The sequence below is a fragment of the Methyloversatilis universalis EHg5 genome (genome assembly GCF_000378945.1).
GTDB classification, from domain to species: Bacteria; Pseudomonadota; Gammaproteobacteria; order Burkholderiales; family Rhodocyclaceae; genus Methyloversatilis; species Methyloversatilis universalis_A.
Genome location: NZ_KB900539.1, coordinates 3,241,039 through 3,265,087, shown reverse-complemented (window position 1 = coordinate 3,265,087; position 24,049 = coordinate 3,241,039). Strand labels below are relative to the sequence as shown.

General features: G+C 65.6%; 22 protein-coding genes. 7 read left to right on the top strand and 15 right to left on the bottom strand.

Annotation, left to right across the window (positions count from 1 at the left end; all coding sequences use genetic code 11):
* Window positions 1-16: 16 nt before the first annotated feature.
* The 8 genes from METUNV2_RS0114970 to METUNV2_RS0114935 form a co-directional block, all read right to left on the bottom strand.
* Entirely contained in the window at window positions 17-898 is an 882-nt protein-coding gene (locus METUNV2_RS0114970) for a phosphoribosylaminoimidazolesuccinocarboxamide synthase (protein WP_018230283.1), read from the bottom strand.
* 41 nt (window positions 899-939) lie between these two features.
* Complete coding sequence (fba, locus tag METUNV2_RS0114965; protein WP_018230282.1) at window positions 940-2,004, bottom strand: class II fructose-bisphosphate aldolase; 1,065 nt, start codon at window positions 2,002-2,004, stop codon at window positions 940-942.
* A 17-nt stretch (window positions 2,005-2,021) separates the two neighbouring features.
* Window positions 2,022-3,470: a pyruvate kinase gene (pyk, locus tag METUNV2_RS0114960; RefSeq protein ID WP_018230281.1), complete on the bottom strand. Its 1,449-nt coding sequence runs from the start codon at window positions 3,468-3,470 to the stop codon at window positions 2,022-2,024.
* Window positions 3,471-3,515: 45 nt separating this feature from the next.
* A complete protein-coding gene (locus METUNV2_RS0114955) occupies window positions 3,516-4,682 on the bottom strand; it encodes a phosphoglycerate kinase (protein ID WP_018230280.1) in 1,167 nt (388 codons plus the stop codon).
* A 115-nt stretch (window positions 4,683-4,797) separates the two neighbouring features.
* Entirely contained in the window at window positions 4,798-5,814 is a 1,017-nt protein-coding gene (gene gap, locus METUNV2_RS0114950) for a type I glyceraldehyde-3-phosphate dehydrogenase (protein WP_018230279.1), read from the bottom strand.
* A 141-nt stretch (window positions 5,815-5,955) separates the two neighbouring features.
* Entirely contained in the window at window positions 5,956-7,977 is a 2,022-nt protein-coding gene (gene tkt / locus METUNV2_RS0114945; protein WP_018230278.1) for a transketolase, read from the bottom strand.
* A 154-nt stretch (window positions 7,978-8,131) separates the two neighbouring features.
* Window positions 8,132-9,016 carry a phosphoribulokinase gene (locus tag METUNV2_RS0114940; protein WP_018230277.1) on the bottom strand — a complete coding sequence of 295 codons (885 nt, stop codon included), beginning with the start codon at window positions 9,014-9,016 and terminating at the stop codon, window positions 8,132-8,134.
* Window positions 9,017-9,050: 34 nt separating this feature from the next.
* Window positions 9,051-10,145: a class 1 fructose-bisphosphatase gene (locus METUNV2_RS0114935; RefSeq protein ID WP_018230276.1), complete on the bottom strand. Its 1,095-nt coding sequence runs from the start codon at window positions 10,143-10,145 to the stop codon at window positions 9,051-9,053.
* A 415-nt stretch (window positions 10,146-10,560) separates the two neighbouring features.
* Between METUNV2_RS0114935 and METUNV2_RS0114930 the strand changes: the two genes are divergently transcribed.
* Entirely contained in the window at window positions 10,561-11,523 is a 963-nt protein-coding gene (locus tag METUNV2_RS0114930; RefSeq protein ID WP_081618549.1) for a LysR family transcriptional regulator, read from the top strand.
* Window positions 11,524-11,544: 21 nt separating this feature from the next.
* Here the strand turns inward: METUNV2_RS0114930 and METUNV2_RS0114925 are convergent, their stop codons facing one another.
* The gene (locus METUNV2_RS0114925) at window positions 11,545-12,345 is read right to left on the bottom strand and encodes an inositol monophosphatase family protein (RefSeq protein WP_018230274.1); all 801 of its coding nucleotides are present in this window, start codon (window positions 12,343-12,345) and stop codon (window positions 11,545-11,547) included.
* 194 nt (window positions 12,346-12,539) lie between these two features.
* Between METUNV2_RS0114925 and METUNV2_RS0114920 the strand changes: the two genes are divergently transcribed.
* The 6 genes from METUNV2_RS0114920 (at window position 12,540) to METUNV2_RS0114895 (ending at window position 19,516) form a co-directional block, all read left to right on the top strand.
* A complete protein-coding gene (locus METUNV2_RS0114920) occupies window positions 12,540-13,262 on the top strand; it encodes a 16S rRNA (uracil(1498)-N(3))-methyltransferase (RefSeq protein ID WP_081618548.1) in 723 nt (240 codons plus the stop codon).
* Complete coding sequence (pap, locus tag METUNV2_RS0114915; RefSeq protein ID WP_018230272.1) at window positions 13,262-14,740, top strand: polyphosphate:AMP phosphotransferase; 1,479 nt, start codon at window positions 13,262-13,264, stop codon at window positions 14,738-14,740. Before METUNV2_RS0114920 ends, pap begins: the two co-directional genes overlap by 1 nt.
* Window positions 14,741-14,810: 70 nt before the next feature.
* Window positions 14,811-16,133 carry an amino-acid N-acetyltransferase gene (gene argA, locus METUNV2_RS0114910; RefSeq protein ID WP_018230271.1) on the top strand — a complete coding sequence of 441 codons (1,323 nt, stop codon included), beginning with the start codon at window positions 14,811-14,813 and terminating at the stop codon, window positions 16,131-16,133.
* A gap of 19 nt (window positions 16,134-16,152) precedes the next feature.
* Window positions 16,153-18,216, top strand: a complete 2,064-nt coding sequence (locus METUNV2_RS0114905; RefSeq protein WP_018230270.1) for a diguanylate cyclase domain-containing protein — start codon at window positions 16,153-16,155, stop codon at window positions 18,214-18,216.
* A gap of 85 nt (window positions 18,217-18,301) precedes the next feature.
* Entirely contained in the window at window positions 18,302-18,574 is a 273-nt protein-coding gene (locus tag METUNV2_RS0114900; protein WP_018230269.1) for an oxidative damage protection protein, read from the top strand.
* A 51-nt stretch (window positions 18,575-18,625) separates the two neighbouring features.
* Complete coding sequence (locus tag METUNV2_RS0114895; protein WP_018230268.1) at window positions 18,626-19,516, top strand: tetratricopeptide repeat protein; 891 nt, start codon at window positions 18,626-18,628, stop codon at window positions 19,514-19,516.
* Between the two features lie 10 nt (window positions 19,517-19,526).
* On the opposite strand, the gene phoU is transcribed toward METUNV2_RS0114895, so the two are convergent.
* The 6 genes from phoU to METUNV2_RS0114865 are packed head-to-tail and all read right to left on the bottom strand — an operon-like array spanning window position 19,527 to window position 23,972.
* On the bottom strand, window positions 19,527-20,228 hold the full coding sequence (gene phoU / locus METUNV2_RS0114890; RefSeq protein ID WP_018230267.1) for a phosphate signaling complex protein PhoU: 702 nt from the start codon (window positions 20,226-20,228) through the stop codon (window positions 19,527-19,529).
* Window positions 20,229-20,284: 56 nt separating this feature from the next.
* Entirely contained in the window at window positions 20,285-20,956 is a 672-nt protein-coding gene (rpiA, locus tag METUNV2_RS0114885; RefSeq protein ID WP_018230266.1) for a ribose-5-phosphate isomerase RpiA, read from the bottom strand.
* Window positions 20,957-20,972: 16 nt separating this feature from the next.
* Entirely contained in the window at window positions 20,973-22,067 is a 1,095-nt protein-coding gene (locus tag METUNV2_RS0114880) for a nucleotidyltransferase domain-containing protein (RefSeq protein WP_018230265.1), read from the bottom strand.
* A 37-nt stretch (window positions 22,068-22,104) separates the two neighbouring features.
* The gene (locus tag METUNV2_RS0114875) at window positions 22,105-23,031 is read right to left on the bottom strand and encodes an HprK-related kinase A (protein WP_018230264.1); all 927 of its coding nucleotides are present in this window, start codon (window positions 23,029-23,031) and stop codon (window positions 22,105-22,107) included.
* A gap of 3 nt (window positions 23,032-23,034) precedes the next feature.
* The gene (locus METUNV2_RS0114870; protein ID WP_018230263.1) at window positions 23,035-23,298 is read right to left on the bottom strand and encodes an HPr-rel-A system PqqD family peptide chaperone; all 264 of its coding nucleotides are present in this window, start codon (window positions 23,296-23,298) and stop codon (window positions 23,035-23,037) included.
* Entirely contained in the window at window positions 23,295-23,972 is a 678-nt protein-coding gene (locus METUNV2_RS0114865) for a hypothetical protein (protein WP_018230262.1), read from the bottom strand. Before METUNV2_RS0114865 ends, METUNV2_RS0114870 begins: the two co-directional genes overlap by 4 nt.
* Between the last annotated feature and the right edge of the window lie 77 nt (window positions 23,973-24,049).

The following is a 24,049-nucleotide window of genomic DNA, read 5'->3' as shown; positions in this document are numbered from 1 at the left end:
GGGGCGGTATGCCGCTTCAGCCGATCAGCCGGGTCAGGGCCTCACGGTACTTGTCACCGGTGCGCTGGATGATATCGGCCGGCAGGGTCGGGCCCGGCGCGGTCTTGTTCCAGTCCAGCGTTTCCAGATAATCACGCACGAACTGCTTGTCGAAGGACGGCGGATTGCTGCCTTCCTGATACTGGTCGGCCGGCCAGAAGCGCGACGAATCCGGTGTCAGCGCTTCGTCGATCAGGATGAGCTTGCCCTCCGCGTCCAGACCGAACTCGAACTTGGTGTCGGCGATGATGATGCCGCGGCTGCGTGCGTAGTCGGCGGCCGCGCTGTACAGCGCAATCGCGGTGTCGCGCACCTGTGCCGCCATGGCGGCGCCGATCAGCGCTTCGGTCTGCGCGTAGCTGATGTTCTCGTCGTGGTCGCCCACCGCCGCCTTGGTGGCCGGCGTGAAGATGGGGGAGGGCAGTTTCGACGCCATGCGCAGGCCGTGCGGCAGCTGCACGCCGCACACTGCACCGGTACGCGAATAGTCGCCCCAGCCGGAGCCGATCAGGTAGCCGCGTACGACGGCTTCGATCGGCAGCGGCTTCAGCCGGCGCACCACGATGGAACGGCCTTCGACCTGATCGCGCTCGTCCGCGGTCACCACCGTTTCCGGCGCGATGCCGGTCAGGTGGTTGGGCGATACGGACGCGAGCTTGCCGAACCAGAAGTTCGAAACGGCCGTCAGCACCTTGCCCTTGCCCGGGATGGGGTCGGGCAGGATGACGTCGAACGCCGACAGACGATCGGTGGTGACGATGAGCATCTTCTCGTCGTCGATCGCGTAGATGTCACGGACCTTGCCACGGGCAATCAGCGGCAGGCTCTTGATGCTGGATTCGAACAGTGCGTCGGCCATTTCTTTTCGGGTATCGCGTTCTTCGGTTCGGCGTTTCGGTTTCAGTTCACGGTCTGCGCGAGCTGGCCGGCGGTGTAGCGGCGGGCCATTTCGTCCAGTGCGATCGCCTTGATCCTGGGCGCCTGACCTTCGCAGCCGAATTCCAGGTAGCGCTGCTTGCACACTGCCTTGGCGGCTTCGCGGGCCGGCTTCATCCATTCGCGCATGTCGAACTTTTCCGGGTTTTCAGCCAGGAACTTGCGCACCGCGCCGGTCATCGCCATGCGGATGTCGGTGTCGATGTTGATCTTGCGCACGCCGTACTTGATCGCTTCCTGGATTTCCGGAACCGGCACGCCGTAGGTCTGCTTCATCTTGCCGCCGTACTGGTTGATGATGTCCAGCAGGTCCTGCGGCACGCTGGACGAGCCGTGCATCACCAGATGGGTGTTCGGAATGCGGGCGTGGATTTCCTTGACGCGGGAAATCGCCAGGATGTCGCCGGTGGGCTTGCGCGAGAACTTGTAGGCGCCGTGGCTGGTACCGATGGCAATCGCCAGCGCGTCCAGCTGGGTGGCCTTGACGAACACCGCGGCCTCTTCCGGGTCGGTCAGCATCTGGCTGTGGTCCAGCTTGCCTTCGGCGCCGATGCCGTCTTCCTCGCCGGCTTCGCCGGTTTCAAGATTGCCCAGGCAGCCCAGCTCGCCTTCGACCGTGGCGCCGATGCGGTGGGCCATCTCGACCACCTTGCGGGTCACGTCGACGTTGTAGTCGAACGAGGCCGGGGTCTTGCCGTCTTCCATCAGCGAGCCGTCCATCATGACCGAGCCGAAGCCCAGGTCGAGCGCGCCCTGACACACCTTGGGGCTGGTGCCGTGGTCCTGGTGCATCACCAGCGGGATATGCGGAAACGCTTCGGTGGCGGCCTGGATCAGGTGCTTGATGAAGGACTCGCCGGCGTACTTGCGGGCACCGGCGCTGGCCTGCAGGATGACCGGAGCGCCGACTTCGTCAGCGGCGCTCATGACCGCCTGAACCTGCTCGAGGTTGTTCACGTTGAAAGCCGGAAGGCCGTAGCCATTCTCGGCGGCGTGGTCGAGCAGTTGGCGCATGGATACCAGAGGCATGAATTTCTCCTGCGAGTTCAGATTACGGTGGAGAGTTGACGATACTCCCCGACCTTGACGATTTTCAGTGTATTGGTTCCGCCCGGAACGCCAATAGGCTCGCCGAAGGACAGCACGATGAGGTCGCCGACCTTTACGGCACCGCTGCGCAGCAGTTCGGCTTCGGCGTCGATCAGCATGCGGTCCCGGTCGGCCTCCGGATCGAGCTTGATCATCAGCGGCGTCACGCCGCGGTACATCGACAGCTTGTAGCGGGTACGCACTTCCGGCGTCAGCGCGTAGATCGGCACGCCGCTGTTCAGGCGCGACATCCACAGCGAGGTGGAGCCGGACTGGGTCAGCGTGGCGATCGCCTTCACCTTCAGGTGGAAAGCCGAGAACAGCGCCGCCATCGCGATCGACTGGTCGATGCGGGTGAACACGCGCTGCAGGAATTCCTGGTCCAGCTTCACCTCGGCCGACTTCTCGGCCTCGACGCAGATGCGGCCCATGGCCTCAACCGTTTCCACCGGGTACTGGCCGGACGCGGTTTCGGCCGACAGCATGACCGCGTCGGTGCCGTCCAGCACCGCGTTGGCCACGTCGGACACTTCGGCGCGGGTGGGCACCGGGCTGCTGATCATGGACTCCATCATCTGGGTCGCGGTGATCACCAGCTTGTTCATTTCGCGCGACACGCGAATGATGCGCTTCTGCATCGCCGGTACCGCGGCGTCGCCCACTTCGACCGCGAGGTCGCCGCGTGCCACCATGGCGCCGTCCGATGCGTCGAGGATTTCCTCCAGCGCCGGAATCGCTTCTACCCGCTCGATCTTGGCGATCAGCAGCGCGTTGGAACCAGCCGCGCGCAGCAGGTCGCGCGCCTGCTTCATGTCGGCGCCGTTCTTCGGGAAGCTCACCGCCACGTAGTCGACATTCAGCGACGCCGCGATCTTGATGTCTTCCATGTCCTTGGGCGTCAGCGCCGGCGCCGACAGACCGCCGCCCTGGCGGTTGATGCCCTTGTTGTTCGACAGCTCGCCGCCGTGGCGCACGATGCAATGGATCTGGGTGTCGGTGACCGCCTTCACGTCCATCACGATGCGGCCGTCGTCGAGCAGCAGCACCGCGCCCGGCTCGACGTCATTCACCAGTTCCGGATAGTCCAGGCCCACCCGTTCGGTGTCGCCCAGCTGGCATTCGATGTCGAAGATGAAGGGCTGGCCGCCCTTCAGCAGCACCTTGCTGCCGGCGAACTTGCCGACCCGGATCTTCGGCCCCTGCAGGTCGGCCATGATGCCGACCGTGCGGCCCACCTTGGCGCAGGCCGCGTGCAGGGTTTCAACGCGCGCACGATGGTCGTCCGCCTTGCCATGCGAAAAATTGAGCCGCACGACATCGACCCCCGCTTCGACCAGGCGGGTGAGGGTGGCCAGATCGCTGGATGCGGGGCCGAGTGTGGCGACGATTTTGGTGAAACGGTGCATGGCTGGGCAGTCTCCTCGTTGTTTTGTATGCGCGTTCTGTAATGGTCAGCCGTTGGCGCGCTTGAGCAGGATGTCGACCGCAGGCAGCGTCTTGCCCTCGAGGAATTCGAGGAAGGCGCCGCCGCCGGTTGAGATATAGCTCACCTGGTCGGCAATTCCGTATTTTGCGATGGCGGCGAGCGTGTCGCCACCACCGGCGATCGAATAGGCCTTCGATGCGGCGATGGCGCGTGCCACCGTTTCGGTGCCGTGACCGAATGCGTCGAACTCGAACACACCGACCGGACCGTTCCACACCACGGTGCCGGCAACCTTCAGCGTTTCCGCCAGCTTCGCAGCGGCCTTGGGGCCGATGTCCAGAATCATGTCGTCGTCGGCCACGTCATCGACCGCCTTGACGGTGGCTTCTGCGTCGGCAGCGAAGGCCTTCGCGCATACGACATCTTCCGGCAGCGGCACGTTCGTTTTCGCCATCACGCGCTTGGCGGCGTCGACCAGATCGGCTTCGGCCAGCGACTTGCCGATCTTCTTGCCGGCAGCCAGCAGGAAGGTGTTGGCGATGCCGCCGCCGACGATGAGCTGATCGACCTTGTCGGCCAGGTTTTCCAGCAGCGTGAGCTTGGTCGACACCTTGGAGCCGGCGACGATGGCCGCCAGCGGGCGGGCCGGCTGGCCCAGCGCCTTGCCCAGTGCGTCCAGTTCGCTGGCCATCAGCGGGCCGGCGCAGGCGACCGGGGCGTACTGGCCCATGCCGAAGGTGGTCGCTTCGGCGCGGTGGGCGGTACCGAAGGCGTCGTTTACCCACACGTCGCACAGCGCGGCGAGCTTCTTCGACAGCGCGTCGTCGCACTTCTTCTCGCCCTTGTTGGCGCGGCAGTTTTCCAGCAGCACCACTTCGCCCGGCGCGACCTGCACGCCATCGACCCAGTTCGCCACCAGCTTCACTTCGAAGCCCAGCAGTTCCGACATGCGGCGCGCGATCGGCGCCAGCGAGTCTTCCGGCTTCAGTTCGCCTTCGGTCGGGCGACCGAGGTGGGAGGTGACCATGACCGCGGCACCGGCGTCGCGGGCGGCGAGTATGGCCGGCAGCGAAGCGCGGATGCGCGTGTCTTCGGTAATGTTGCCGGCGTCGTCCTGCGGCACGTTGAGGTCGGAGCGGATGAACACCCGCTTGCCCTTGAGATCGAGATCGGAAAGTCGCTTGAACTGCATGAGTAATCCTCCGCGCTGTGCGTGATGAGCGTGATCGAACGGAATTTCGGGACGGGGAAAAACGAAGCGGGGCAGGGGCGCACGCGCCCGCACCCCGCTCGTTGGCACCGGATCCTTACTTGGCGCTCATCAGCGCAACGGTGGTGTCCAGCATGCGGTTCGAGAAGCCCCACTCGTTGTCGTACCACGACAGCACCTTGACTAGCTTGCCGTCGGCCGACACGCGGGTCTGGGTCGAGTCGAACACGCTCGAACGCGGATCGTGGTTGAAGTCGATGCTCACCAGCGGCAGCGTGTTGTAGCCGAGGATGCCGGCCAGTTCGCCTTCCGAGGCGGCCTTCAGGATGGCGTTCACTTCATCCACCGTGGTGGCGCGCTTGGCGGTGAAGGTCAGGTCGACCACCGACACGTTGATGGTCGGCACGCGCATCGCGAAGCCGTCCAGCTTGCCATTCAGTTCCGGCAGCACCAGGCCGACCGCGGCAGCGGCGCCGGTCTTGGTCGGGATCATCGACTGGGTGGCGCTGCGGGCGCGACGCAGGTCTTCGTGATAGACGTCGGTCAGCACCTGGTCGTTGGTGAAGGCGTGGATGGTGGTCATCAGGCCGGTTTCGATGCCGATCTTTTCGTGCAGCGGCTTGGCCAGCGGGGCCAGACAGTTGGTGGTGCAGCTGGCGTTCGAAATGACGGTGTCGGTGGCCTTCAGCACGCCGTGGTTCACGCCATAGACGACGGTGGCGTCCACGTCCTTGCCGCCCGGAGCGGAAATGATCACCTTCTTGGCGCCGCCCTTCAGGTGGGCCGAAGCCTTTTCCTTGGTGGTGAAGAAGCCGGTGCATTCCATCACCACGTCGACGCCCAGTTCGCCCCACGGCAGTTCGGCCGGGTTGCGGTTGGCCAGCACGCGGATCTTGTCGCCATTGACCACCATGTAGTCGCCGTCGACGCTGACCGTGCCCGGGAACTTGCCGTGCGCGGTGTCGTACTGGGTCAGGTGTGCGTTGGTCTTCGGGTCGCCGAGGTCGTTGATCGCGACGATTTCGATGTCGTGGCGCTTGCCGCCTTCGTAGTGGGCACGCAGCACATTGCGGCCGATACGTCCGTAACCATTGATCGCAACCTTGATCGTCATTTCAGCAACTCCCTCTCCGTTGGGTGTGGATTCAAGAAAAGTCTTGGATTGTGCGGCGCAGCTTGTGGCTGCGCTGCGCCTAAATTGGCATTTGGAAACGCAAACGCGGCGGATTGCAGAACAATCCCGCCGCGTCGGCGCTTACCTGCCAAGCACTTGTCGTGCCGCCTTCGCCACCGCGTCCGCAGTGATGCCGAAAGCCTTGTACAGTTCGCCCGCCGGTGCCGATTCGCCGAAGTGGTCCAGACCCACCACGGCGCCTTCGAGACCCACGTACTTGCGCCACAGATCGGTCACGCCCGCTTCCACCGCGACGCGCGGAACGCCGTGCGGCAGCACGGTTTCACGCCATGCGGCGTCCTGACGGTCGAATACGCTGGTCGACGGCATCGACACCACGCGCACGGTGATGCCTTCGGCTTCCAGCGATTTCTGTGCGGCCAGCGCCAGCGACACTTCGGAACCGGTGGCAATCAGCACCGCTTCCACCTTGCCAGCCGCTTCGGACAGCACGTAACCACCTCGCGCGATGGCGGCAGTGGTCGCGGCGTCGCGCGGAACGTGCGGCAGGTTCTGGCGTGAGAACATCATCGAGGTCGGGCCGTCGGCACGCTTGATGGCCGATGCCCAGGCAGTCGCCGACTCCACCGTGTCGCACGGACGCCAGACATCCATGTTCGGCATCAGGCGCAGCGTGGCGGTCTGTTCCACCGGCTGATGGGTCGGGCCGTCTTCGCCCAGACCGATCGAATCGTGGGTGAACACGAAGATCTGGCGCACCTTCATCAGCGCGGCCATGCGCAGCGCGTTGCGTGCGTACTCCGAGAACATCAGGAAGGTGGCGGTGTAGGGGATGAAGCCGCCGTGCAGCGCGATGCCGTTGGCCAGCGCGGCCATGCCGAATTCGCGCACGCCGTAGTACAGGTAGTTGCCGCCCGGATTGTCCGCGGAAATGCCCTTGGACCCGGACCACAGCGTCAGGTTGGAACCGGCCAGGTCGGCCGAACCGCCCAGCAGTTCCGGCAGCGCCGGCGCGAAAGCTTCGATGCAGTTCTGGCTCGCCTTGCGGCTGGCGATGTTCTCGGCCTTGCCGTCGAACTTCGCGATCGTGTCAGTCACCGCCTGATCGAAGTTGCCGGGCAGCGCACCGCGCATGCGGCGGGTGAATTCGGCGGCCAGTTCAGGGTGTTCGGCGCTGTAGGCGGTGAAGCGAGCGCTCCATTCCTCTTCTGCCTTCTTGCCGGCCGGGCGGCCGTCCCAGGCGGCGTACACGTCGGCCGGGATTTCGAACGGTGCGTGGGTCCAGCCGATGTGGGCGCGGGCAGCTTCGATTTCCGCGGCACCCAGCGGCGCGCCGTGCACGTCGTGGCCGCCTGCCTTGTTCGGCGAGCCGAGACCGATCACGGTGCGGCAGCAGATCAGCGTCGGGCGTGCGGTATCGGCCTTGGCGGCGCGGATGGCGGCGTCGATGGCAGCGGCGTCATGGCCGTCGACATTCGGAATGACCTGCCAGCCGTAGGCTTCGAAGCGCTTCGGCGTGTCGTCGGCGAACCAGCCCTTGACGTGGCCGTCGATCGAAATGCCGTTGTCGTCATAGAACACGATCAGCTTGCCCAGACCCTGGGTGCCGGCCAGCGAACTGGCTTCGTGCGAAATGCCTTCCATCAGGCAGCCGTCACCGACGAAACACCAGGTGTGGTGATCGACCACGGTATGACCCGGGCGGTTGAACTGGGCGGCCAGCGCGCGTTCGGCCAGTGCCATGCCGACTGCGTTGGCGATGCCCTGACCCAGCGGGCCGGTGGTGGTTTCCACGCCCGGTGCGTAACCGTGTTCCGGGTGGCCCGGTGTCTTGGAATGCAGCTGGCGGAAGGACTTCAGGTCGTCGATCGACAGATCGTAGCCAGACAGGTGGAGCAGCGCGTACAGCAGCATCGAACCGTGTCCGTTCGACAGCACGAAGCGGTCGCGGTCGGCCCAGTTCGGGTTGGCCGGATTGTGCTTCAGGTGATGACGCCACAGCACTTCGGCGATTTCGGCCATGCCCATCGGGGCACCGGGATGGCCGGAATTGGCTTTCTGGACGGCGTCCATCGCGAGGGCGCGGATGGCGCCGGTGATCGGATTGAAGCCTGCTTTCGGAGTGACGGAGGGGGCGTTCATCAAACGGGGTTCCGGCCGGAAAAACCTGCAATTATCCGCGAAAACAAGGACTCACGCCAGCCGTGTTGCGGCGCAAGAGCAGCGCGGATTTGCGGCGGAAAGTGCCCGGAAAGGACGCTGGCAGGGGCGGTGGCCGTGGCGGCGGCCAGCGCGATCAGTAGCGCGCGCGCGCCTTGCGGCCGTTCTCGACCAGCCGCAGGATGAGCGGCGTGAAGATGAGCTGCATCGCCAGATCGATCTTGCCGCCCGGAATCACGATGGTGTTGGCGCGCGACATGAAGGCGCCGCCCATCATGGCGAGCAGGTACTGGAAGTCGATCCCGCGCGGGTTGGCGAAGCGGATCACCACCATCGACTCTTCCGGCGTCGGAATCGAGCGCGCGATGAAGGGGTTGGAGGTGTCCACCATGGGCACGCGCTGGAAGTTGATGTGCGTGTTCTCGAACTGAGAACAGATGTAGTGCACGTACTCCGGCATGCGGCGCAGGATGGTGTCGGTCACTGCGTCGGTGGTGTAGCCGCGCTGTTCGCGGTCGCGGTGCAGCTTCTGTATCCACTCAAGATTGATGATGGGCACCACGCCGATGCGCAGGTCCACGTGCTGGGCGATGTCCACCTTGTCGGTTTTCACCGCGCCGTGCAGGCCTTCGTAGAACAGGATGTCGGTGCCGGGCGGAATGTCTTCCCAGGGGGTGAAGGTGCCGGCTGGCTGACCGTAGGGCGCGGCTTCCGCATCGTTGTGCAGATATTTGCGCACGCGCCCGCTGCCTTCGTTGCCGTACTGGCAGAACAGCGTTTCCAGTTCCTCGAACAGATTGGCGTCGGATCCGAAATGGCTGAAGTGGTCGTTGCCGTCAGCCGCCTCCCGCGCCATGGCCTCCTTCATTTCCTCCCGGTCGTAGCGGTGGAAGGCGTCGCCCTCGACGATGACCGGATTCACCCCTTCCCGCCGGAAGATGTGCTGGAAGGTACGGGTGACCGTGCTCGTGCCGGCACCCGAAGAGCCGGTGATCGCGATGACGGGGTGGCGGGCTGACATCCGGGGTTGTTTCCTGTGGCCGGGGCGCGGTGGCTCAGAAGGCCGAGAACAGGCCGCGCGAATTGAACAGCGGCGAAGTGTATTCGCGATCGAGCCCCTGGTCGCTTTCGTTGTGGTACCGCACGATGCGGCGCACCTCTTCGCGCGAGCCGAAAATGAGCGGCGTGCGGCCCTGCAGGCTGCGCGGCGCCAGTTCCAGGATGCGCTGCCGGCCGGTGGTGGCCTCGCCGCCCGCCTGTTCGATCAGGAAGGCGATCGGATTGGCTTCGTACATCAGCGAAATGCGGCCGGGCGAGGGCGGCTGCATGGTGTCTTCCGGGTACATGATGACGCCGCCGCGGGTGAGCACGCGGAAGGTTTCCGCCACCAGTGAGGCGATCCAGCGCATGTTGAAGTCTTCGCCGCGCGGGCCGGTCTGGCCGGCCAGACATTCTTCGACATAGCGTTTGACCGGCGGCTCCCAGAAGCGCGATTTCGACGCATTGATCGCGAATTCGCTGGTGTGGGCCGGAATCTTCATCTGCGGATGGGTCAGTATGAAGGCACCGATGTCGCGGTCCAGCGTGAAGCCATCCACCCCTTCGCCGGTGGTGAGCACCAGCATGGTGGACGGGCCGTACAGCGCGAAGCCGGCGCACACCTGTTCGGTGCCCGGCTGCAGGAAGTCCGACAGCTGCGGCTCGGCGCCCGGATTGGGCGTGTGCAGCACCGAAAACAGGCTGCCCACCGTCAGATTCACGTCGATATTGTTGCTGCAGTCCAGCGCGTCGAACAGCAGCAGGTACTTGCCGCGCGGCGGCTCGTCCGGTGTCGGGATGAAGCCGTCCAGCCCCTCCGGCGCCAGCGCGGCCAGATGGCCGCCCCATTCGCATTCGCGCTGCATCGCCTCGTTGGCGATGGCGTCGAGCTTCTGGACGACGCGGCCCGACAGATTGATGGCTGCACCGCTGCCGACCGCCTCAAAACTGCCGAGCGAGCCGACCAGTGCGCCCTTGTTTACATGATTGGAAATGATCTTGACTGCGGTGGCCACCGCGTTCAGCAGGCTCGAAAAGATCCCGCTGGCTTGCGGGTGGCGCTGCTGGGCTTCGATGGTGTAACGCGTCAGGGTCTTGCGCCCTTCACTCATGACAGCCTCCTCCGGTCCCGGTGTCGATTCCATCCTAGCCGGAGCATGGGCCGGCTGTCACATGGCTTGCCTGCAGAAGGCGGGGCGGGCCCGGTCGGACCGCGATTGCTGCGCGTGCGGAGCGATGTGTTCCGCTGTATGCAACAGAGTGTGCAATGCAAAAAAATACCCCGGACTCTTGCGAGTCCGGGGTATGAATCCACAAACAAGGTTGTGGAGGAGGAGCCTGTGTCACCTGTCCGTTTTCGTTGAGCTGACAGGGTTTGACGATGATCTGTTCGCTTCGGACAACGCGGGGTCTGCTTCGGTTCCGCTGCGTTTCGTCTGCTGTTGCGGTGCAATATATCTGGATTCAGTCTTTGTTGAAAATAAGATGTTTTGATAGGATCAATCAAACATTCTTATCTGGACTGATATGGCAACGCAGTGGACCCGGGGTGTATCACTTCGACAGCTCAGGATTTTTGAAGCGGTCGCGCGGCTGGGGTCCATTTCACGGGCGGCCGAGGAACTCCACCTGACCCAGCCGGCGGTGTCGATGCAGGTGAAGGCGCTCGACGGCCTGATCGGGCTGCCGCTGATCGAAACGCTGGGCAAGAAGCTGCGGGTGACCGAGGTGGGCATGGAAATCGCCCGCCACGCGCGCTCGATCGAGCATCAGCTGGCCGAAGCCGAAGCGGCGCTGGCGCAGATGGCCACCGGTCATTCCGGCCTGGTGTCGGTCGGTGTGGTCAGCACCGCCAAATATGTTGCGCCGCGCCTGCTGATGGCGTTCCGCGAGCGCTATCCCGACGTGCAGGTGCGCATTTCGCTGCACAACCGCGACGACATCTTCCGTCAGCTCGAAGACAATCTGATCGACGTGGCCATCATGGGCAGGCCGCCGGCGGCGCTTGGCTGTGAAGCGCATGTGTTCGCCGAACACCCGCTGTCGGTGCTGGCCTGCGAGGGCCATCCGCTGGCCGGTGGCCGCACCGTCACCGCCGAAGACCTGGGCAAGGAAGCATTCCTGATTCGCGAGCGTGGATCCGGTACCCGGGTGACCCAGGAAAGCTACCTGGTCGAACAGGGCATACGGCCGGCGGAAATCATCGAACTGCCGAGCAACGAAATCATCAAGCAGGCGGCCATCGCCGGCATGGGTCTGGCCTTCCTGTCCGAACACACCTGCCAGCTCGAGCTGCGCACCGGCGTGCTGTGCCGGATCGCCGCGCCGGGCACGCCCATCGTGCGCAACTGGCATGTGGTGTATCGCGATCGCAAGAACCTGCTGCCGGCCGCGCTCGCGCTGCGTGATTTCCTGATGCACGAGGGCGGGCGGCTGGTGAATTCGCAGGTGGCGCCGGTGCACCTGCCGGTGCATTTCCCCCAGCCGTGAGGACGGACGGGCGCGCGTGATTCAGCGGCCGCCGTGGGCGGACAGCCAGTCCATCCATTCGCGGTAGAGGTCGGCATTGGCGCCGACCACCACCGGTGTCTTGCGGCCGGGTGCCATGTCCAGCGGTTCGCCGTCCAGCATCGAGCAGCGCGCGCCGGCTTCGGCGGCGATCAGGCTGCCGGCGGCGAAATCCCACATCATCTGGCCGCCGTGCAGATAGACATCCAGCCGGGCGGCGGCGATGAAACACCATTCCAGCGCGCTGGAGCCGAAGTTGCGCTGCGAGTAGAAGGGAGACTGGGTGGCGAGTGCATCGCCCAGCGCCTTCGGGATGCGTTTGAAATCTACGCCTGCCACCGCATCCAGCAGGTGGCGGGCCGGCGTGCGCAGCGGCAGCGGATTGCCGTTCAGGAAGGCACCGCCGCCTTCTTCCGCGTAGAAGGCTTCGTCGGTCATCGGGTTGTACACGACGCCGTAACGAGTACGTCCGCCCTGGATGTAGGCGATGGCGACACCGAAGAAGGGAATGCCGTTGACGAAATTGGTGGTGCCGTCGATCGGGTCGATGCACCAGATGCCGTCTTCGCCTTCGTGCCACAGCCTCAACTGCACCGACTCGGGCATTTCCTCGCCCAGCACCGGACGGTCGATGATGCGCGGCAGGCGTTCGATCAGCGCTTCCTGGGCGGCCAGATCGACCACGGTAAACAGGCTGCCGTCGTCCTTCTGATTGCGCTGGGCAGTCAGGAAGTGCGGCATGATCACCTCGCGGGCGACGCTGCGCGCGGTGTCGACGATCTGTTGCAGGGTGGATGAGCTCATGGTCGTCCGTCAGTGTGCCGTGCTTTTGATCCGGATGCACCCCGGCGGCTCGGCGTGGCAGTATCGTTCGCGGCAGTGACCGGTGATCCGGGCTGTCCCGACTGATTACGGCGGCGGCCGCCATCGCCTGAGGAGGGGTTGGCAGGCTTGTCGTGTCGCAGTGGGTGTTCTTGCAGTGCACAAATAATAACACGATGATTCCACGCTTCTTTTGCTCCCTGCCCGATCAGCCCTCCGGCGTGATCGACCTGCCCGCGCCGGTGGCGCACCACATCGAGCGCGTGCTGCGCCTGTCTGCCGGCGATCCGGTCACGCTGTTTGACGGGTGCGGCAGCGAGTTTTCCGCTCGCCTGCTGCGCAGCGGCAAGACGCTGCAGGCCGACATCGGCGGCGAGGCGCGGCCGCAGCGCGAGTCGCCGCTGTCGGTCACGCTGATGCAATGCCTGGCGGCCTCCGACAAGATGGACTGGATCGTGCAGAAGGCGGTCGAGCTGGGGGCGGTCCGGGTGCAGCCGGTGGCCAGCCGGCGCGCGGTGGTGAAACTGAGTGGCGACCGCGCTCAGCGGCGGGTCGAGCACTGGCAGCAGATCGCGGTGTCGGCCTGCGAACAGTGCGGCCGCAACGTCGTGCCCGAAGTGGCGCCGCTGCTGAATCTGCCGCAGGCACTGGCAAGCGCGTCCGGCCGGCGTTTCGTGCTGCATCCCGAAGGTGGCATTCCGCTGAAGTCCGCCGGGCTGCGTGCCGATGAAGCGCTCACCGTGCTGATCGGCCCGGAAGGCGGCTTTGACGACGAAGAGCTGGCAGCCGCCCGGGCGGCCGGCTTCCAGCCGCTCACGCTGGGGCCGCGGGTGCTGCGCACCGAAACCGCCGGCGCGGCGGTGCTGGCCGCACTCAATACCCTGATCGGAGATTTCTGATGTTCGCGTCGCTGTCGCAGCAGGTCGAACCGATGGACGAGGAAAGGCTGGAGCGCGCGGTATCGCGTCTGCGTGCCGATCTGCTCGACGCACAGTATTCGGTGCTGGAACAGGGACGCACACCGGTGGTGGTGCTGATCGCGGGCATTGCCGGCGCCGGACGGGGCCGGCTGGTCAACACGCTGAATGAGTGGATGGACCCGCGCCACATCCGCACCAGCGCCTTCGGCCCGCGCGACGAAGCCGAGCGGCAGCGCCCGCACATGTGGCGCTACTGGCAGGCGCTGCCCTCGCGCGGACGCACCGCCATCATTTTCGAAGGCTGGTACACCGAGGCGATCGACGCCCGGGTGAATCGCCGCATCAAGCGCCACGCCTTCTGGCACACGCTGCACGAAATCCAGCGTTTCGAGCGCATGCTGGCGATGGAAGGTGCGGTGGTGCTCAAGTTCTGGCTGCATCTGGACGCCGATCGCCAGCATGCGCACTTCCGTGAACTGGAGCGCGACAAGGCCACCCGCTGGCGGGTGACCGCCGAGGACTGGCGGGCGCACCGCCAGCACAAGCGCATCTGCAAGGTGGCGGAGGAGGCGATCCGGATGTCGGACACGGTGCATGCACCCTGGAATCTGGTCGATGCGAGCGACCTCGGGCAGGCGGAACTGGCGGTTGGCAAGGTCATCCTGAAAGCGCTGAAGGCGGCGCTGGCCGGACAGCGCCGTAACGCCGCGCCCGCGCTGCCGCCACTTGTGGTGCCGAGCGAACAGCCGGCGCAGTCTGCGCACGCGGCGGGCAAACCCATGAACAAGCACGATTACGAGCCGGAACTGGAGCGTCTGCAGGGCCGGCTCAATCTGCTGTTGCGCCATCCCGCTTTCGCGCGCCGTTCGCTGGCGGTGGCGTTCGAAGGCATGGACGCCGCCGGCAAGGGGGGCGCGATACGCCGCATCACCCATGCGCTGGATGCCCGCAACTACCGGGTGCATCCGGTGGCGGCGCCAACCGAGCACGAACGGCTCTACCCCTGGCTGTGGCGCTTCTGGCGCGACGTGCCGCGTGACGGCCGGGTCGCTCTGTTCGACCGTTCCTGGTATGGCCGGGTGCTGGTCGAGCGGGTCGAAGGCTTTGCAGCCGAACCTGACTGGTCGCGCGCCTATGAAGAGATCAACGCTTTCGAGCAGGAATGGTCAGAGCACGGCATCATCGTCTGCAAATTCTGGCTGCAGGTGAGTGCCGACGAGCAGCTGCGCCGCTTCAACGAGCGCGGTCGTCGCCGTTTCAAGCGTTTCAAGATCACGCCGGAGGACTGGCGCAACCGCGAGCGCTGGGGCGACTACCTGCCGGCAGTGCAGGACATGCTGGCGCGCACCCACACCGAGCGGGCGCCGTGGTCGGTGGTGGTGGCCGACGACAAGTACCGCGCCCGGCTCACCATACTGGAAGCGCTGTGTGACCGGCTGGAATCCGAATTGCAGTGACTTGCACATGGGTCAACGTCAGGACACCTGCTCCGGCTAAAATCGTGGCACATCTCTGACCGGACACCGCATGCACGCCGACCCCGATTCGCGGCGCTTCGTCGCCTGGGTGCGCAGCGCCGCACCCTATATCCACGCCTTCGGCGGCCGCACCTTCGTCATCGCCGTCGGCGGCGAGGTGCTGCAGGGCCCGCTGGCCAATTCGCTGGTGCAGGACTGCAACCTGCTCGCTGCACTCGGCATCAAGCTGGTGCTGGTGGTGGGCGCTCGCCCGCAGATCGAGGAAGAACTGGCGGCCCGCAGCCTGGAAGCCCGCTACCACAAGGGTTTGCGGGTGACCGACGCGCAGGCGATGGAATGCGTCAAACGCGCCAACGGCGCCATCCGCATCGACGTCGAGGCGCTGTTCTCGCAGGGGCTGCCCAATACGCCGATGGCCGGCAGCACGATCGAAGTGGCGTCGGGCAACTTCCTGACCGCGCGCCCGGTGGGCGTGGTCGATGGCATCGACCACGGCTACACCGGCACCGTGCGCAAGGTCGACGTCGAAGCGCTGAACGACGCGCTGGCCGACAGCGACATCGTGCTGATCCAGCCCTATGGCTATTCGCTCACCGGCGAGGTGTTCAACCTCAGCATGGAAGAGGTGGCCGAATCGGTCGCGGTTGCGCTGCAGGCGACCAAGCTCATCTACCTGTGCGACGCGCCGGGCATCGTCGATGAAGCCGGCGAGCTGGTGCCTGAACTGACTGCCGACGAAGCCACGCAATGGCTGAAGGCCGGTCGTGGCATCACCGAAGATCTCGGTCTCTACCTGCCGCGCGCGATACGCGCGGTGAAGCTGGGCGTGGCGCGCGCCCACATGATCGACCGTGACCTGGACGGTGCGCTGCTGCTGGAATTCTTTACCACCCAGGGCGTGGGTACCGTCATTTCGCGCGAACGACTGGCGCGCATGCGTCACGCCGGTGTCGAGGACGTGCCGGCAATTGCCGGCCTGATCGCGCCGCTGGAGGCCGACGGCACGCTGGTGAGCCGCGGCCGTGAGCGGCTGGAGCGCGAGATCGAGCGTTTCAGCGTGCTCGAACACGATGAAGTCATCATGGGCTGCGCCGCCTTCTATCCGTATCCGGAAGAGGAAATGGCCGAACTGGCCTGTCTGGCCGTCATGTCCGAGTATCGCCGGCATGGCTACGGCGAACAGATACTGAGCTATGTCGAAACCCGCGCGCGTGCGGAAAAGATACGTGACCTGTTCGTGCTCACCACGGTGACCGCGCACTGGTTCGTCGAGCGCGGTTTCAAGGAGGCCGGCATCGATGCGCTGCCGCGGATCAGGCGGGAGAACTACAACCCGCAGCGCCGCAGCAAGGTGCTGGTGAAGCGACTGTGACCTCGATGGAGCCCCGCGCATGCTCCGCCTGCTGAACCGCCGCATCGGCGTGCTTCAGGGGCGGCTGATCGCGTCGGTCCTGCTGCTGGCGCTGCTGTCCGGAGGCGTGCTGGCCTGGGCCTGCAGTCAGCTGACCGTGCAGCTGGTGGCGCGCGAGGCGGTGCGGCTGGACTATCTGAGCGCCGACATGCAGTCGCGCCTGAGCGGCCTGGTGGGCGGAGATCCCGCCCGTCTGGCCTCCGAACTGGGCACGCTGCGCCGGCTGGGCCAGCTGGTCTATGCCGAAGTCAGGGATGAGGGTGGGCGGGTGCTGGTGGCCGACGGCGGTCCGGCTGCGCTCGGTTCGCCGCACGCCGACCTGCAGGCCGCACTCGACGCCGGGCGCGGTCGTTACGAAATGCGGATCGAACTGCTGCAGCCCGGCCGTCGTTCGCCGGTGGGTGTGCTCAGGGCTAGCGCCGATCTGTCGGGTCTGGAAACATCGCTCGAGCTGCTGCGCGGCGGTGCTGCCGGACTGGCCGTACTGGTGCTGGTGCTGCATGCCCTGCTGATGCGCTGGGTGCTTGGCGGCGTGCTCGATGGCGTGAGTGCGATCGAGAACCGCGCGGTCGCCCTGCGCCGGGCCGAGGACGTGGCGCCGCTGCCGGTACGGGGTGACGATGCGCTGGCCCGGCTCACCCGTGCCTTCAACCAGATGGTGCAGGCGCTCGACGAGCGGGTGACCGCGCTGCGTAAGAGCGAATCGCGTTTCCACGCGATCGCCGATTTCACTTTCGGCGTCGAAGCCTGGTTCAGCCCGCAGGGCCGGCTGATCTGGGTGAATCGCTCGATCGAACGGGTGACCGGTTACACGCCGCTGGACTGTCTGCTGGCCGAAGACCTGTCTTCCATGCTCATCCACGAGAAGGACCGCCGCATTTTCGCCGCGCGGGCGAGCGACGCGCTCGCTGGCGCCAGTGGCGAGAATTTCGAGGTGCGGCTGCTGCATCGGGAGGGGACGGTGGTGTGGGTCGCGCTGAACTGGCAGCCCATCTACGACGAAGGTGGCATCTGTCTCGGCGTGCGGGTGTCCGCCGACGATATCCAGAGCCGCAAGGAAGCGGAACTGAAGCTGCTGGACACGGTGACTGCGCTGCGCCGGGAGCAGGGCCTGCGCGACTATTACCTGACGCGCAGCGAAGAGGAACGTTCGCGGCTGGAGGCGCTGCTCGACCTGATCAATCTCGGCGTGCTCTTCGTTGATCGCGACGGCCGGGCGCAGCACGCCAACCGCATGCTGAAGTCCATCTGGGGCTTCGCCGCCGACGAGAACCTGTCGGGCATGCGGGATGCGGTGCTGATCGATCGCACCGCGAGCATGCGGGCGGACGAGGAGGGCTACCGCGAACAGGTGAAGAAGGTGCTCGCCTGCCGCACACCGACCGAGCCGCAGGACATTCCGCTGCGCGATGGCCGCATCATCCGGGAGCAGTCAGCGCTGGTGCCCTCGGCCTCGCCCGGCCGCTTCCTCGGTCGGGTGTGGATCTACGAGGACGTGACCGCCGAGCGGCGGGCGGCCGAAGCGCTCGTGAACATGGCCGAGCGCGATCCGTTGACCAATCTGTACAACCGCCGCCGCTTCCACGAAGAACTGGAGCGCATGATTGCCGAAGCCGGTCGTCGCAAGACCCAGCTTGGCCTGCTCATGTTCGACCTGGACGGCTTCAAGCCGGTGAACGACCTGTTCGGCCATCAGGCTGGCGACGAGGTGCTGGTGCGGCTGGCGCGCGACGTCGGCGCCATCATCCGCCGCAATGAAATGTTCTTCCGGCTGGGCGGCGACGAATTCGCGGTGCTGGCGCCGGATACCGACGAACAGGCGCTGACCGGCCTGGCTCGGCGCGTCGGCGACAAGGTGGCCGGCATGGTGTTCGAGTTCAACGGGCGCAGTACCCAGGTCACCACCAGTACCGGCATCGGCATCTATCCGCTGCACGCGCACAGTGGCGAAACGCTGCTGACGGCAGCCGATTCGGCCATGTACGCCGCCAAGAACGGCGGCAAGAACGCTTTCCGGATGTATGAACGCAAACACGGCACCTGAGCGGCGCCTGCATCGGCGTGACGCCGGATGCTCGGCGCGGCCTTAGAATCCGTCTTTCAACGAACACGCTTTTCAGGAGTTTCAGATGGCACGCATGGTCAATTGCATCAAGCTCGGACGCGAAGCCGAGGGGCTGGATTTCGCGCCCATTCCCGGCCCGCTTGGCGCCCGCATCTATGAATCGGTATCCAAGGAGGCCTGGCAGCAGTGGGTGAAGTACCAGACCATGCTGATCAACGAGAACCGCCTCAGCCTGATGGATGCGCGCGCCCGGAAATACCTGGCGGAACAGATGGAAAAGCACTTTTTCGGTGAAGGTGCGGACCAGGTCACGGGCTTCGTTCCCCCGTCAGCCTGATCGAAACAGTTCTTCACGGGCGGGAAAAAATCCCCGTGATAGCTTCGCGCCATGACTGTGACCACCCGTCGATCCAGCCTGCTGCAGGGAGCGCGTAGCTGCCCTTACTGCCTCAGCACCAACACCAAGGATTCCAGCTGGAAGAGCTCCGACGAGAAGGCGGGGCGCTTCTGGCTCAAGCCTGTCCGCTGCCGGAACTGCCACAAGCGCTTCGTCCGTTTCCGCCGGCTGCCGCTGGCGCTGGTGGGCGGTGCGCTGGCGGCCGGTCTGGCGAGCGCGGTGGTGGTCACCTTCCGTGGCGTCGATACACGCAGTCAGTCCGAACACGAAAAGCTGATCGCGGAACTGGAGCCGATGGAAGCCGAGCGCGCCCGCGCGCACACCGGTGATCCGGAGGCGCAGTACAGCTTCGGCATGATGCTGTCGCAGGGTGGCACCGGCAAGGCCGAGGATCTGGCCGAATCGATACGCTGGCTGGAGCGGGCCGCGGAACAGGGGCATGTCCGGGCGCAGTACGAACTGGGGCTGGCTTACAAGCTGGGGCGCGGCACGCTGCAGGACTATGCGGCAGCCGGCAAGTGGTTCACCAGCGCGGCCCGCAATGGGCATGTCGGCGCCCAGTACCACATGGGGCGGCTGCATCGGATCGGCGAAGGGGTGCCGGCCGATCTGGTGCGTGCCTACGCCTGGTTCAACCGCGCTGCGGCCCAGGGCCACGGTGCGGCACGCGGTGCGCGCGACGAGATCGCCGCTTCGCTGAAACCGGAACAGCTGGCGCAGGCGCAGGAACTGTCGCGCGCCAGTTCGATGCCTGATGTGGAACAGCCGCTGCCGCCGGCTGCACGCAAGGGCGCGGAAAAGGCTGCGGCGGAGCGTATGGCCGAAGCACCGGTCGACGCCGGCGAAAAAAAGGCCGGCGCCCAGCCGGCCTTGCTGCGCTGAACCGAACCGTTCAGTCGCTGGCCGCCGCCGCTTCCATCGCGGCCAGCCCGCCGTGGCGCACGTCGGTGCCCTTCACCATGAACACCACGTACTGCGCCATGTTCTTCGAGTGGTCGCCGATGCGCTCGATCGCCTTGGCGATGAACAGCAGGTCCAGGCCACAGGAAATGGTGCGCGGGTCTTCCATCATGAAGGTGATGAGCTGGCGCATGATGGACTTGAATTCGGCGTCCACCTCCTTGTCCTGACGCACCACCTCGGTGGCGCTGCCCACGTCCATGCGCGCCAGCGAATCCAGCGTGCGGCGCAGCATGTCCACTGCCAGTGAGGCGGCGTGGCGCAGTTCGACCCGCGGTACGAATACCGCGTCCGATTCCAGGATGTGACGCCCCATCTTGGCGATCTTCTTCACCTCGTCGCCGATGCGTTCGAGGTCGGTGATGATCTTGACCACCGACATGATGACGCGCAGGTCGCTGGCCGCCGGCTGGCGCTTGGCGATCAGGTGGATGCAGGCGTCGTCCAGCTCGACCTCCATCGCATTCACCTTCTTGTCGTTGGCGATCACCTCTTCGAGCATGGGCAGGTTGCGCTCGATCACGCCACGCATCGCATGCTCGATCTGCTGCTCGATCAGGCCGCCCATCTGCAGCAGCCCGGTGCGCACGCCTTCGAGTTCGTGGTCGTAACGCTTGGAAATGTGTTCGCTCATGGCGGTGGTCCGTCTAACGATGAGGGGCGGCGCGCCCTGGGCGGGCGCCGGGTCTGTCAGGCATGCAACGTGCGGACGCCGTCCGGCGACGACACGAGCGCAACATCGGCGCGGCGGCGGGCGAACAGACCGTTGGTGACGGTGCCGGTCAGGTGGTTCAGTTCGGTTTCGAAGGCGGCCGGGTCGGTGATCTTCAGGCCGGCCACGTCGAGGATGAGATTGCCGTTGTCGGTCACGAAACCTTCGCGCAGCTTCGGAATGCCCCCCATGCGGGTCAGTTCGCGGGCGACCAGAGCAAGCGCCATCGGAATCACCTCGACCGGCAGCGGGAAGCGGCCCAGCACCTCGACGCACTTCGAGTGGTCGGCGATGCAGACGAAACAGTCGGACGCCGCCGCGACGATCTTTTCGCGCGTCAGCGCCCCGCCGCCGCCCTTGATCAGGTTGAGACCGGGATCGATCTCGTCGGCGCCGTCGACATAGACCGGAATGCGCCGGCCGGAGGCGATGGCCTCGTCCAGCGACAACACCGGAATGCCGTGGCTGCGCAGGCGCGTCGCGGACGCTTCGGAGCTTGCGATCGCTCCGCTGACCGCAATCTTCTCGGCGGCCAGCAGGTCGATGAAATGGTTGGCGGTCGAGCCGGTACCGACGCCGAGCAGTTCGCCCGGCACCACATGGGGCAGGGCGGCGCGCGCCACCGCGATCTTCAGTTCGTCTGCAGTCATGAAAGGAGTCCTGGGTTCAGCCGACCCGGGCTTCGTCGTGGATGAAGGCCTTGTACGCGAGGTGCGGGATCAGCAGGTGCAGAGGCATTCTAAGCCAGTGGCTGCGCGCGTAGAGAATGTGCCGGCGTGCGCGGCGCCAGGTCGAGTCGCTGCTCGGGTGCAGCGCATACATCGAAGCGTCGATCAGGTGATCGGTCAGCGCACCGGTCCAGCGCCGGCCGAGGCGGCGGTCGCACTCCTCCGCGATCGCCTCCGGCACCGCGGTGCCGAACACCCGGCGCGCGAAGCGCAGTGCAAGCAGCACCGGGTATTCGAGCTGATGTGCCCGAGCCTGCGGCAGCAGATGCGCCCAGAAACCCTCTTCGACCGAAAATTCGCCGATCAGGCAGTGCAGGTCGTACAGATCGCGCAGACCTTTCTGCAGCTCGCCGTAGAACAGGTGGCAGGCGGAATGCATGACCATGTCCACCGGCGACAGCACGCGGAAGATGTCCGGGCAGTGCGCCACCTGCACCGGTCGCGCATCGGCGATCAGCCGTGCCGGATCGGGAATGTGGCCCGAGGTCGGCGGCACGATGGTGTGGTGCAGGTCGATCACCGTGCCTCGGGTGAAGTGCTCGATCGGCGGCAGTTCGTGCATCCATTGCCGGTAGTAGCGCTGGTCGTAGGCGTTCAGGTGGGTCGGACGCCAGCCGCGGCGGAACAGCGCGCCTTCGGCCGGGTCCAGGCTGGCCTTGGCCACCATCAGGTCGATGTCGCCGAACAGCCGCGAACGCCCTGCGCGCAGGCCGGCCACCGCATAGGCGCCGCCTTTCAGCAGCACCACCGGCTCGCCGAGTACGGCCAGGGCACTGGCGATGACCGCCAGTTCGAGCTGCAGTGACTGCCGGTGCAGCGCCGCGATGCGCAGCGCGGCGTCGAGATGGAAGCGTACCGGCTCGGGCACCGACACGGCGTCGCCGGCGTCGCGCAGCACTTCCGCCAGCTGGCCGAGCAGGTCGCTGGTGCGTGCCTGGCCGATCAGCGCTTCCCAGTCGCGTGCGTTGAAATCTGCGGTGATGCCCGGCTGGGCAAGGGTGTTCGCCAGATGCCTGTCTGTTCGTCTGTTCATCGCAGCGGAAGGGAATTGCGGGGCGGTACGCCCGGTGTCATGCCGGGCGGGAGCAGATCGATTCCAGCGCCGGTACGATCTGGTCCAGCGAGCCGTAGCGCGCAGTGTAGCCGTCGCAGGCCTCGACCAGACGCCCCATGGCCTGAAAGCCTGTCACGCCCAGGCGCGGGTAATTGAAGGCATTGCTCACCAGTGACATGAACATGCGCGCACGCCCCATGGGCTGGACCGCACATTCGCTGCCGGCTTCGAACTTGGGCAGCACCACCCAGCGCGGCTGTACCCGGGTCAGCGCCTCTTCGACGCTGGTGCGTGGCGGCTTCAGATGAGCCACCGTGCCCTTGGCGGTATCGTGGGCCATCGGGCCGATGACCGGATCACCGGGCAGCGCGCGCACGATGTCTATCGAGCGGTTCTTCAGGCTGACCGGGCGCGGCAGCGGCAGCAGCAGGCCATCTTCCAGACCGACCATGGCCAGTTCGTCCGACAGCAGGCGCCAGCCGCGCAGCGCCAGACCGGCGCACAGCGTGCTTTTGCCCGATCCGGGCGGCGCGGCGAGGATGAGACCCTGACCGTCGCGTTCGAGCACTGCGGCGTGGATGATGAGGTAATGCTGGGCGTGATTGGTGAATACCCAGTTCAGCCCCCATTCCAGCATGGCGAAAGCCTGATCGCCGGGCAGAGGCTTGAACGGCTGCATGCCTTCGAAGCGGAACAGCGACTGCGGCCGCACGAACTTGCGCAGCCCGTCTCCACGCCCGACTTCTACCGCGTAATCGCAGAAGCGGTCATCGTCGGCGAGCCGGTAATCGGCGTACAGCGTGGCCAGACCTTCGGCCACCTGAGCGTGACGGGAACGGATACTGGTTACGAAGCGGCCGATGTGCAGTCGCAGACCGTCGGGGCTGACCAGACGATCGTGCAGCGCGCTGCGGGAGAGGGAGGAAAGCGGGGCGCCGGACATCGCTCAGTCCTTGCGCCTGATCAGCCCGTGTTCTGCCAGATCGTCGAGCAATGCAGCGAGCGATTCGGTGTCGGGCGCATCCGGCAGCGCCGCCAGCGTGGCGGTATCGGCCGCGCCGTCACGCAAGCGCTCGATGACCTGACCGGCGAGCGGCGACAGAAGGGTGGTGGAGGTTTTGAGTGCGTCGTAAAGCACGCAGCCATCCTCCCAGTGGAGGATGGATACCAGCGGAGCGTGGGGCAGTGTCCAGCAGCTGTCCAGGCTCATACCTGGATCGGGGATTCCTGGCTGCCGTTGCACCACAGGTTGGGATAGGACGAATAGAAGGCCTTGAAGCGGTCGCTGAATTCGGTGGTGAGCGAGCCGGTGCCGTTGATGAAAGCCGTCTTGAACACCGAAATCACGCCACTGGCGGTCTGCATGTCCGTAAACGGGAAGCGGTCACCATAGAACTGCGCGTTCAGCAGCGCGGCAACCGCATGGAACGCGACGTTGCGCATCGAATTGACCTTGTTGCTCGGGCACCAGGAGCCGAGTGCGGACGTGGTCTGATCCACGGCCTGCTGCAGCGTCACGTTGCCGGAGACGTAGAAGCTGCAGCCGAACACGGTGTTGAACTTCGCGGTTTTCAGGTAGGGACTGAAAATGCTCACGTTGTCCCACAGCGCGCTGCCGTTCTGGTTGCTGCTCTTCCAGTAGCCGGGGCTGCAGCCGCAGGGGCGCGGGGTGCCGGCGTTCGACAGATTGCCCGACGCGATTTCCGAACCGGTGCAGGTGCCCCACACGCTGGTGCCGAAAGCCGAGCGGCTGGTCACCGACAGCAGCACGCCGGCGCCTGCGACACCGCCGGTGGCGATCTTGCGGCGCCCGGCATCTACCGCCGGCGCCGAGGTCTGCGCGTCGCTTTCGACGGTCGGAGTGTTCTGGTCACGCTCGTTCATATTCGTTTCACCGAAGGGCTGTTGCCGCGGATGTTATCGCGCCTGACCGGACTGATACGCCGACTGTTTCACGACGG

Bases quoted from the DNA above. Each gene is read 5' to 3' on its own strand.
- gap (WP_018230279.1), bottom strand. From the start codon at position 5,814: ATGACGATCAAGGTTGCGATCAATGGTTACGGACGTATCGGCCGCAAT.
- METUNV2_RS0114940 (WP_018230277.1), bottom strand. From the start codon at position 9,016: ATGTCAGCCCGCCACCCCGTCATCGCGATCACCGGCTCTTCGGGTGCC.
- METUNV2_RS0114955 (WP_018230280.1), bottom strand. From the start codon at position 4,682: ATGCAGTTCAAGCGACTTTCCGATCTCGATCTCAAGGGCAAGCGGGTG.
- METUNV2_RS0114905 (WP_018230270.1), top strand. From the start codon at position 16,153: ATGCTCCGCCTGCTGAACCGCCGCATCGGCGTGCTTCAGGGGCGGCTG.
- fba (WP_018230282.1), bottom strand. From the start codon at position 2,004: ATGCCTCTGGTATCCATGCGCCAACTGCTCGACCACGCCGCCGAGAAT.
- rpiA (WP_018230266.1), bottom strand. From the start codon at position 20,956: ATGACTGCAGACGAACTGAAGATCGCGGTGGCGCGCGCCGCCCTGCCC.
- METUNV2_RS0114930 (WP_081618549.1), top strand. From the start codon at position 10,561: ATGGCAACGCAGTGGACCCGGGGTGTATCACTTCGACAGCTCAGGATT.
- METUNV2_RS0114935 (WP_018230276.1), bottom strand. From the start codon at position 10,145: ATGAGTGAAGGGCGCAAGACCCTGACGCGTTACACCATCGAAGCCCAG.
- pap (WP_018230272.1), top strand. From the start codon at position 13,262: ATGTTCGCGTCGCTGTCGCAGCAGGTCGAACCGATGGACGAGGAAAGG.
- METUNV2_RS0114925 (WP_018230274.1), bottom strand. From the start codon at position 12,345: ATGAGCTCATCCACCCTGCAACAGATCGTCGACACCGCGCGCAGCGTC.
- argA (WP_018230271.1), top strand. From the start codon at position 14,811: ATGCACGCCGACCCCGATTCGCGGCGCTTCGTCGCCTGGGTGCGCAGC.
- METUNV2_RS0114970 (WP_018230283.1), bottom strand. From the start codon at position 898: ATGGCCGACGCACTGTTCGAATCCAGCATCAAGAGCCTGCCGCTGATT.
- METUNV2_RS0114920 (WP_081618548.1), top strand. From the start codon at position 12,540: ATGATTCCACGCTTCTTTTGCTCCCTGCCCGATCAGCCCTCCGGCGTG.
- METUNV2_RS0114865 (WP_018230262.1), bottom strand. From the start codon at position 23,972: ATGAACGAGCGTGACCAGAACACTCCGACCGTCGAAAGCGACGCGCAG.
- METUNV2_RS0114900 (WP_018230269.1), top strand. From the start codon at position 18,302: ATGGCACGCATGGTCAATTGCATCAAGCTCGGACGCGAAGCCGAGGGG.
- tkt (WP_018230278.1), bottom strand. From the start codon at position 7,977: ATGAACGCCCCCTCCGTCACTCCGAAAGCAGGCTTCAATCCGATCACC.
- pyk (WP_018230281.1), bottom strand. From the start codon at position 3,470: ATGCACCGTTTCACCAAAATCGTCGCCACACTCGGCCCCGCATCCAGC.
- phoU (WP_018230267.1), bottom strand. From the start codon at position 20,228: ATGAGCGAACACATTTCCAAGCGTTACGACCACGAACTCGAAGGCGTG.
- METUNV2_RS0114875 (WP_018230264.1), bottom strand. From the start codon at position 23,031: ATGTCCGGCGCCCCGCTTTCCTCCCTCTCCCGCAGCGCGCTGCACGAT.
- METUNV2_RS0114895 (WP_018230268.1), top strand. From the start codon at position 18,626: ATGACTGTGACCACCCGTCGATCCAGCCTGCTGCAGGGAGCGCGTAGC.
- METUNV2_RS0114870 (WP_018230263.1), bottom strand. From the start codon at position 23,298: ATGAGCCTGGACAGCTGCTGGACACTGCCCCACGCTCCGCTGGTATCC.
- METUNV2_RS0114880 (WP_018230265.1), bottom strand. From the start codon at position 22,067: ATGAACAGACGAACAGACAGGCATCTGGCGAACACCCTTGCCCAGCCG.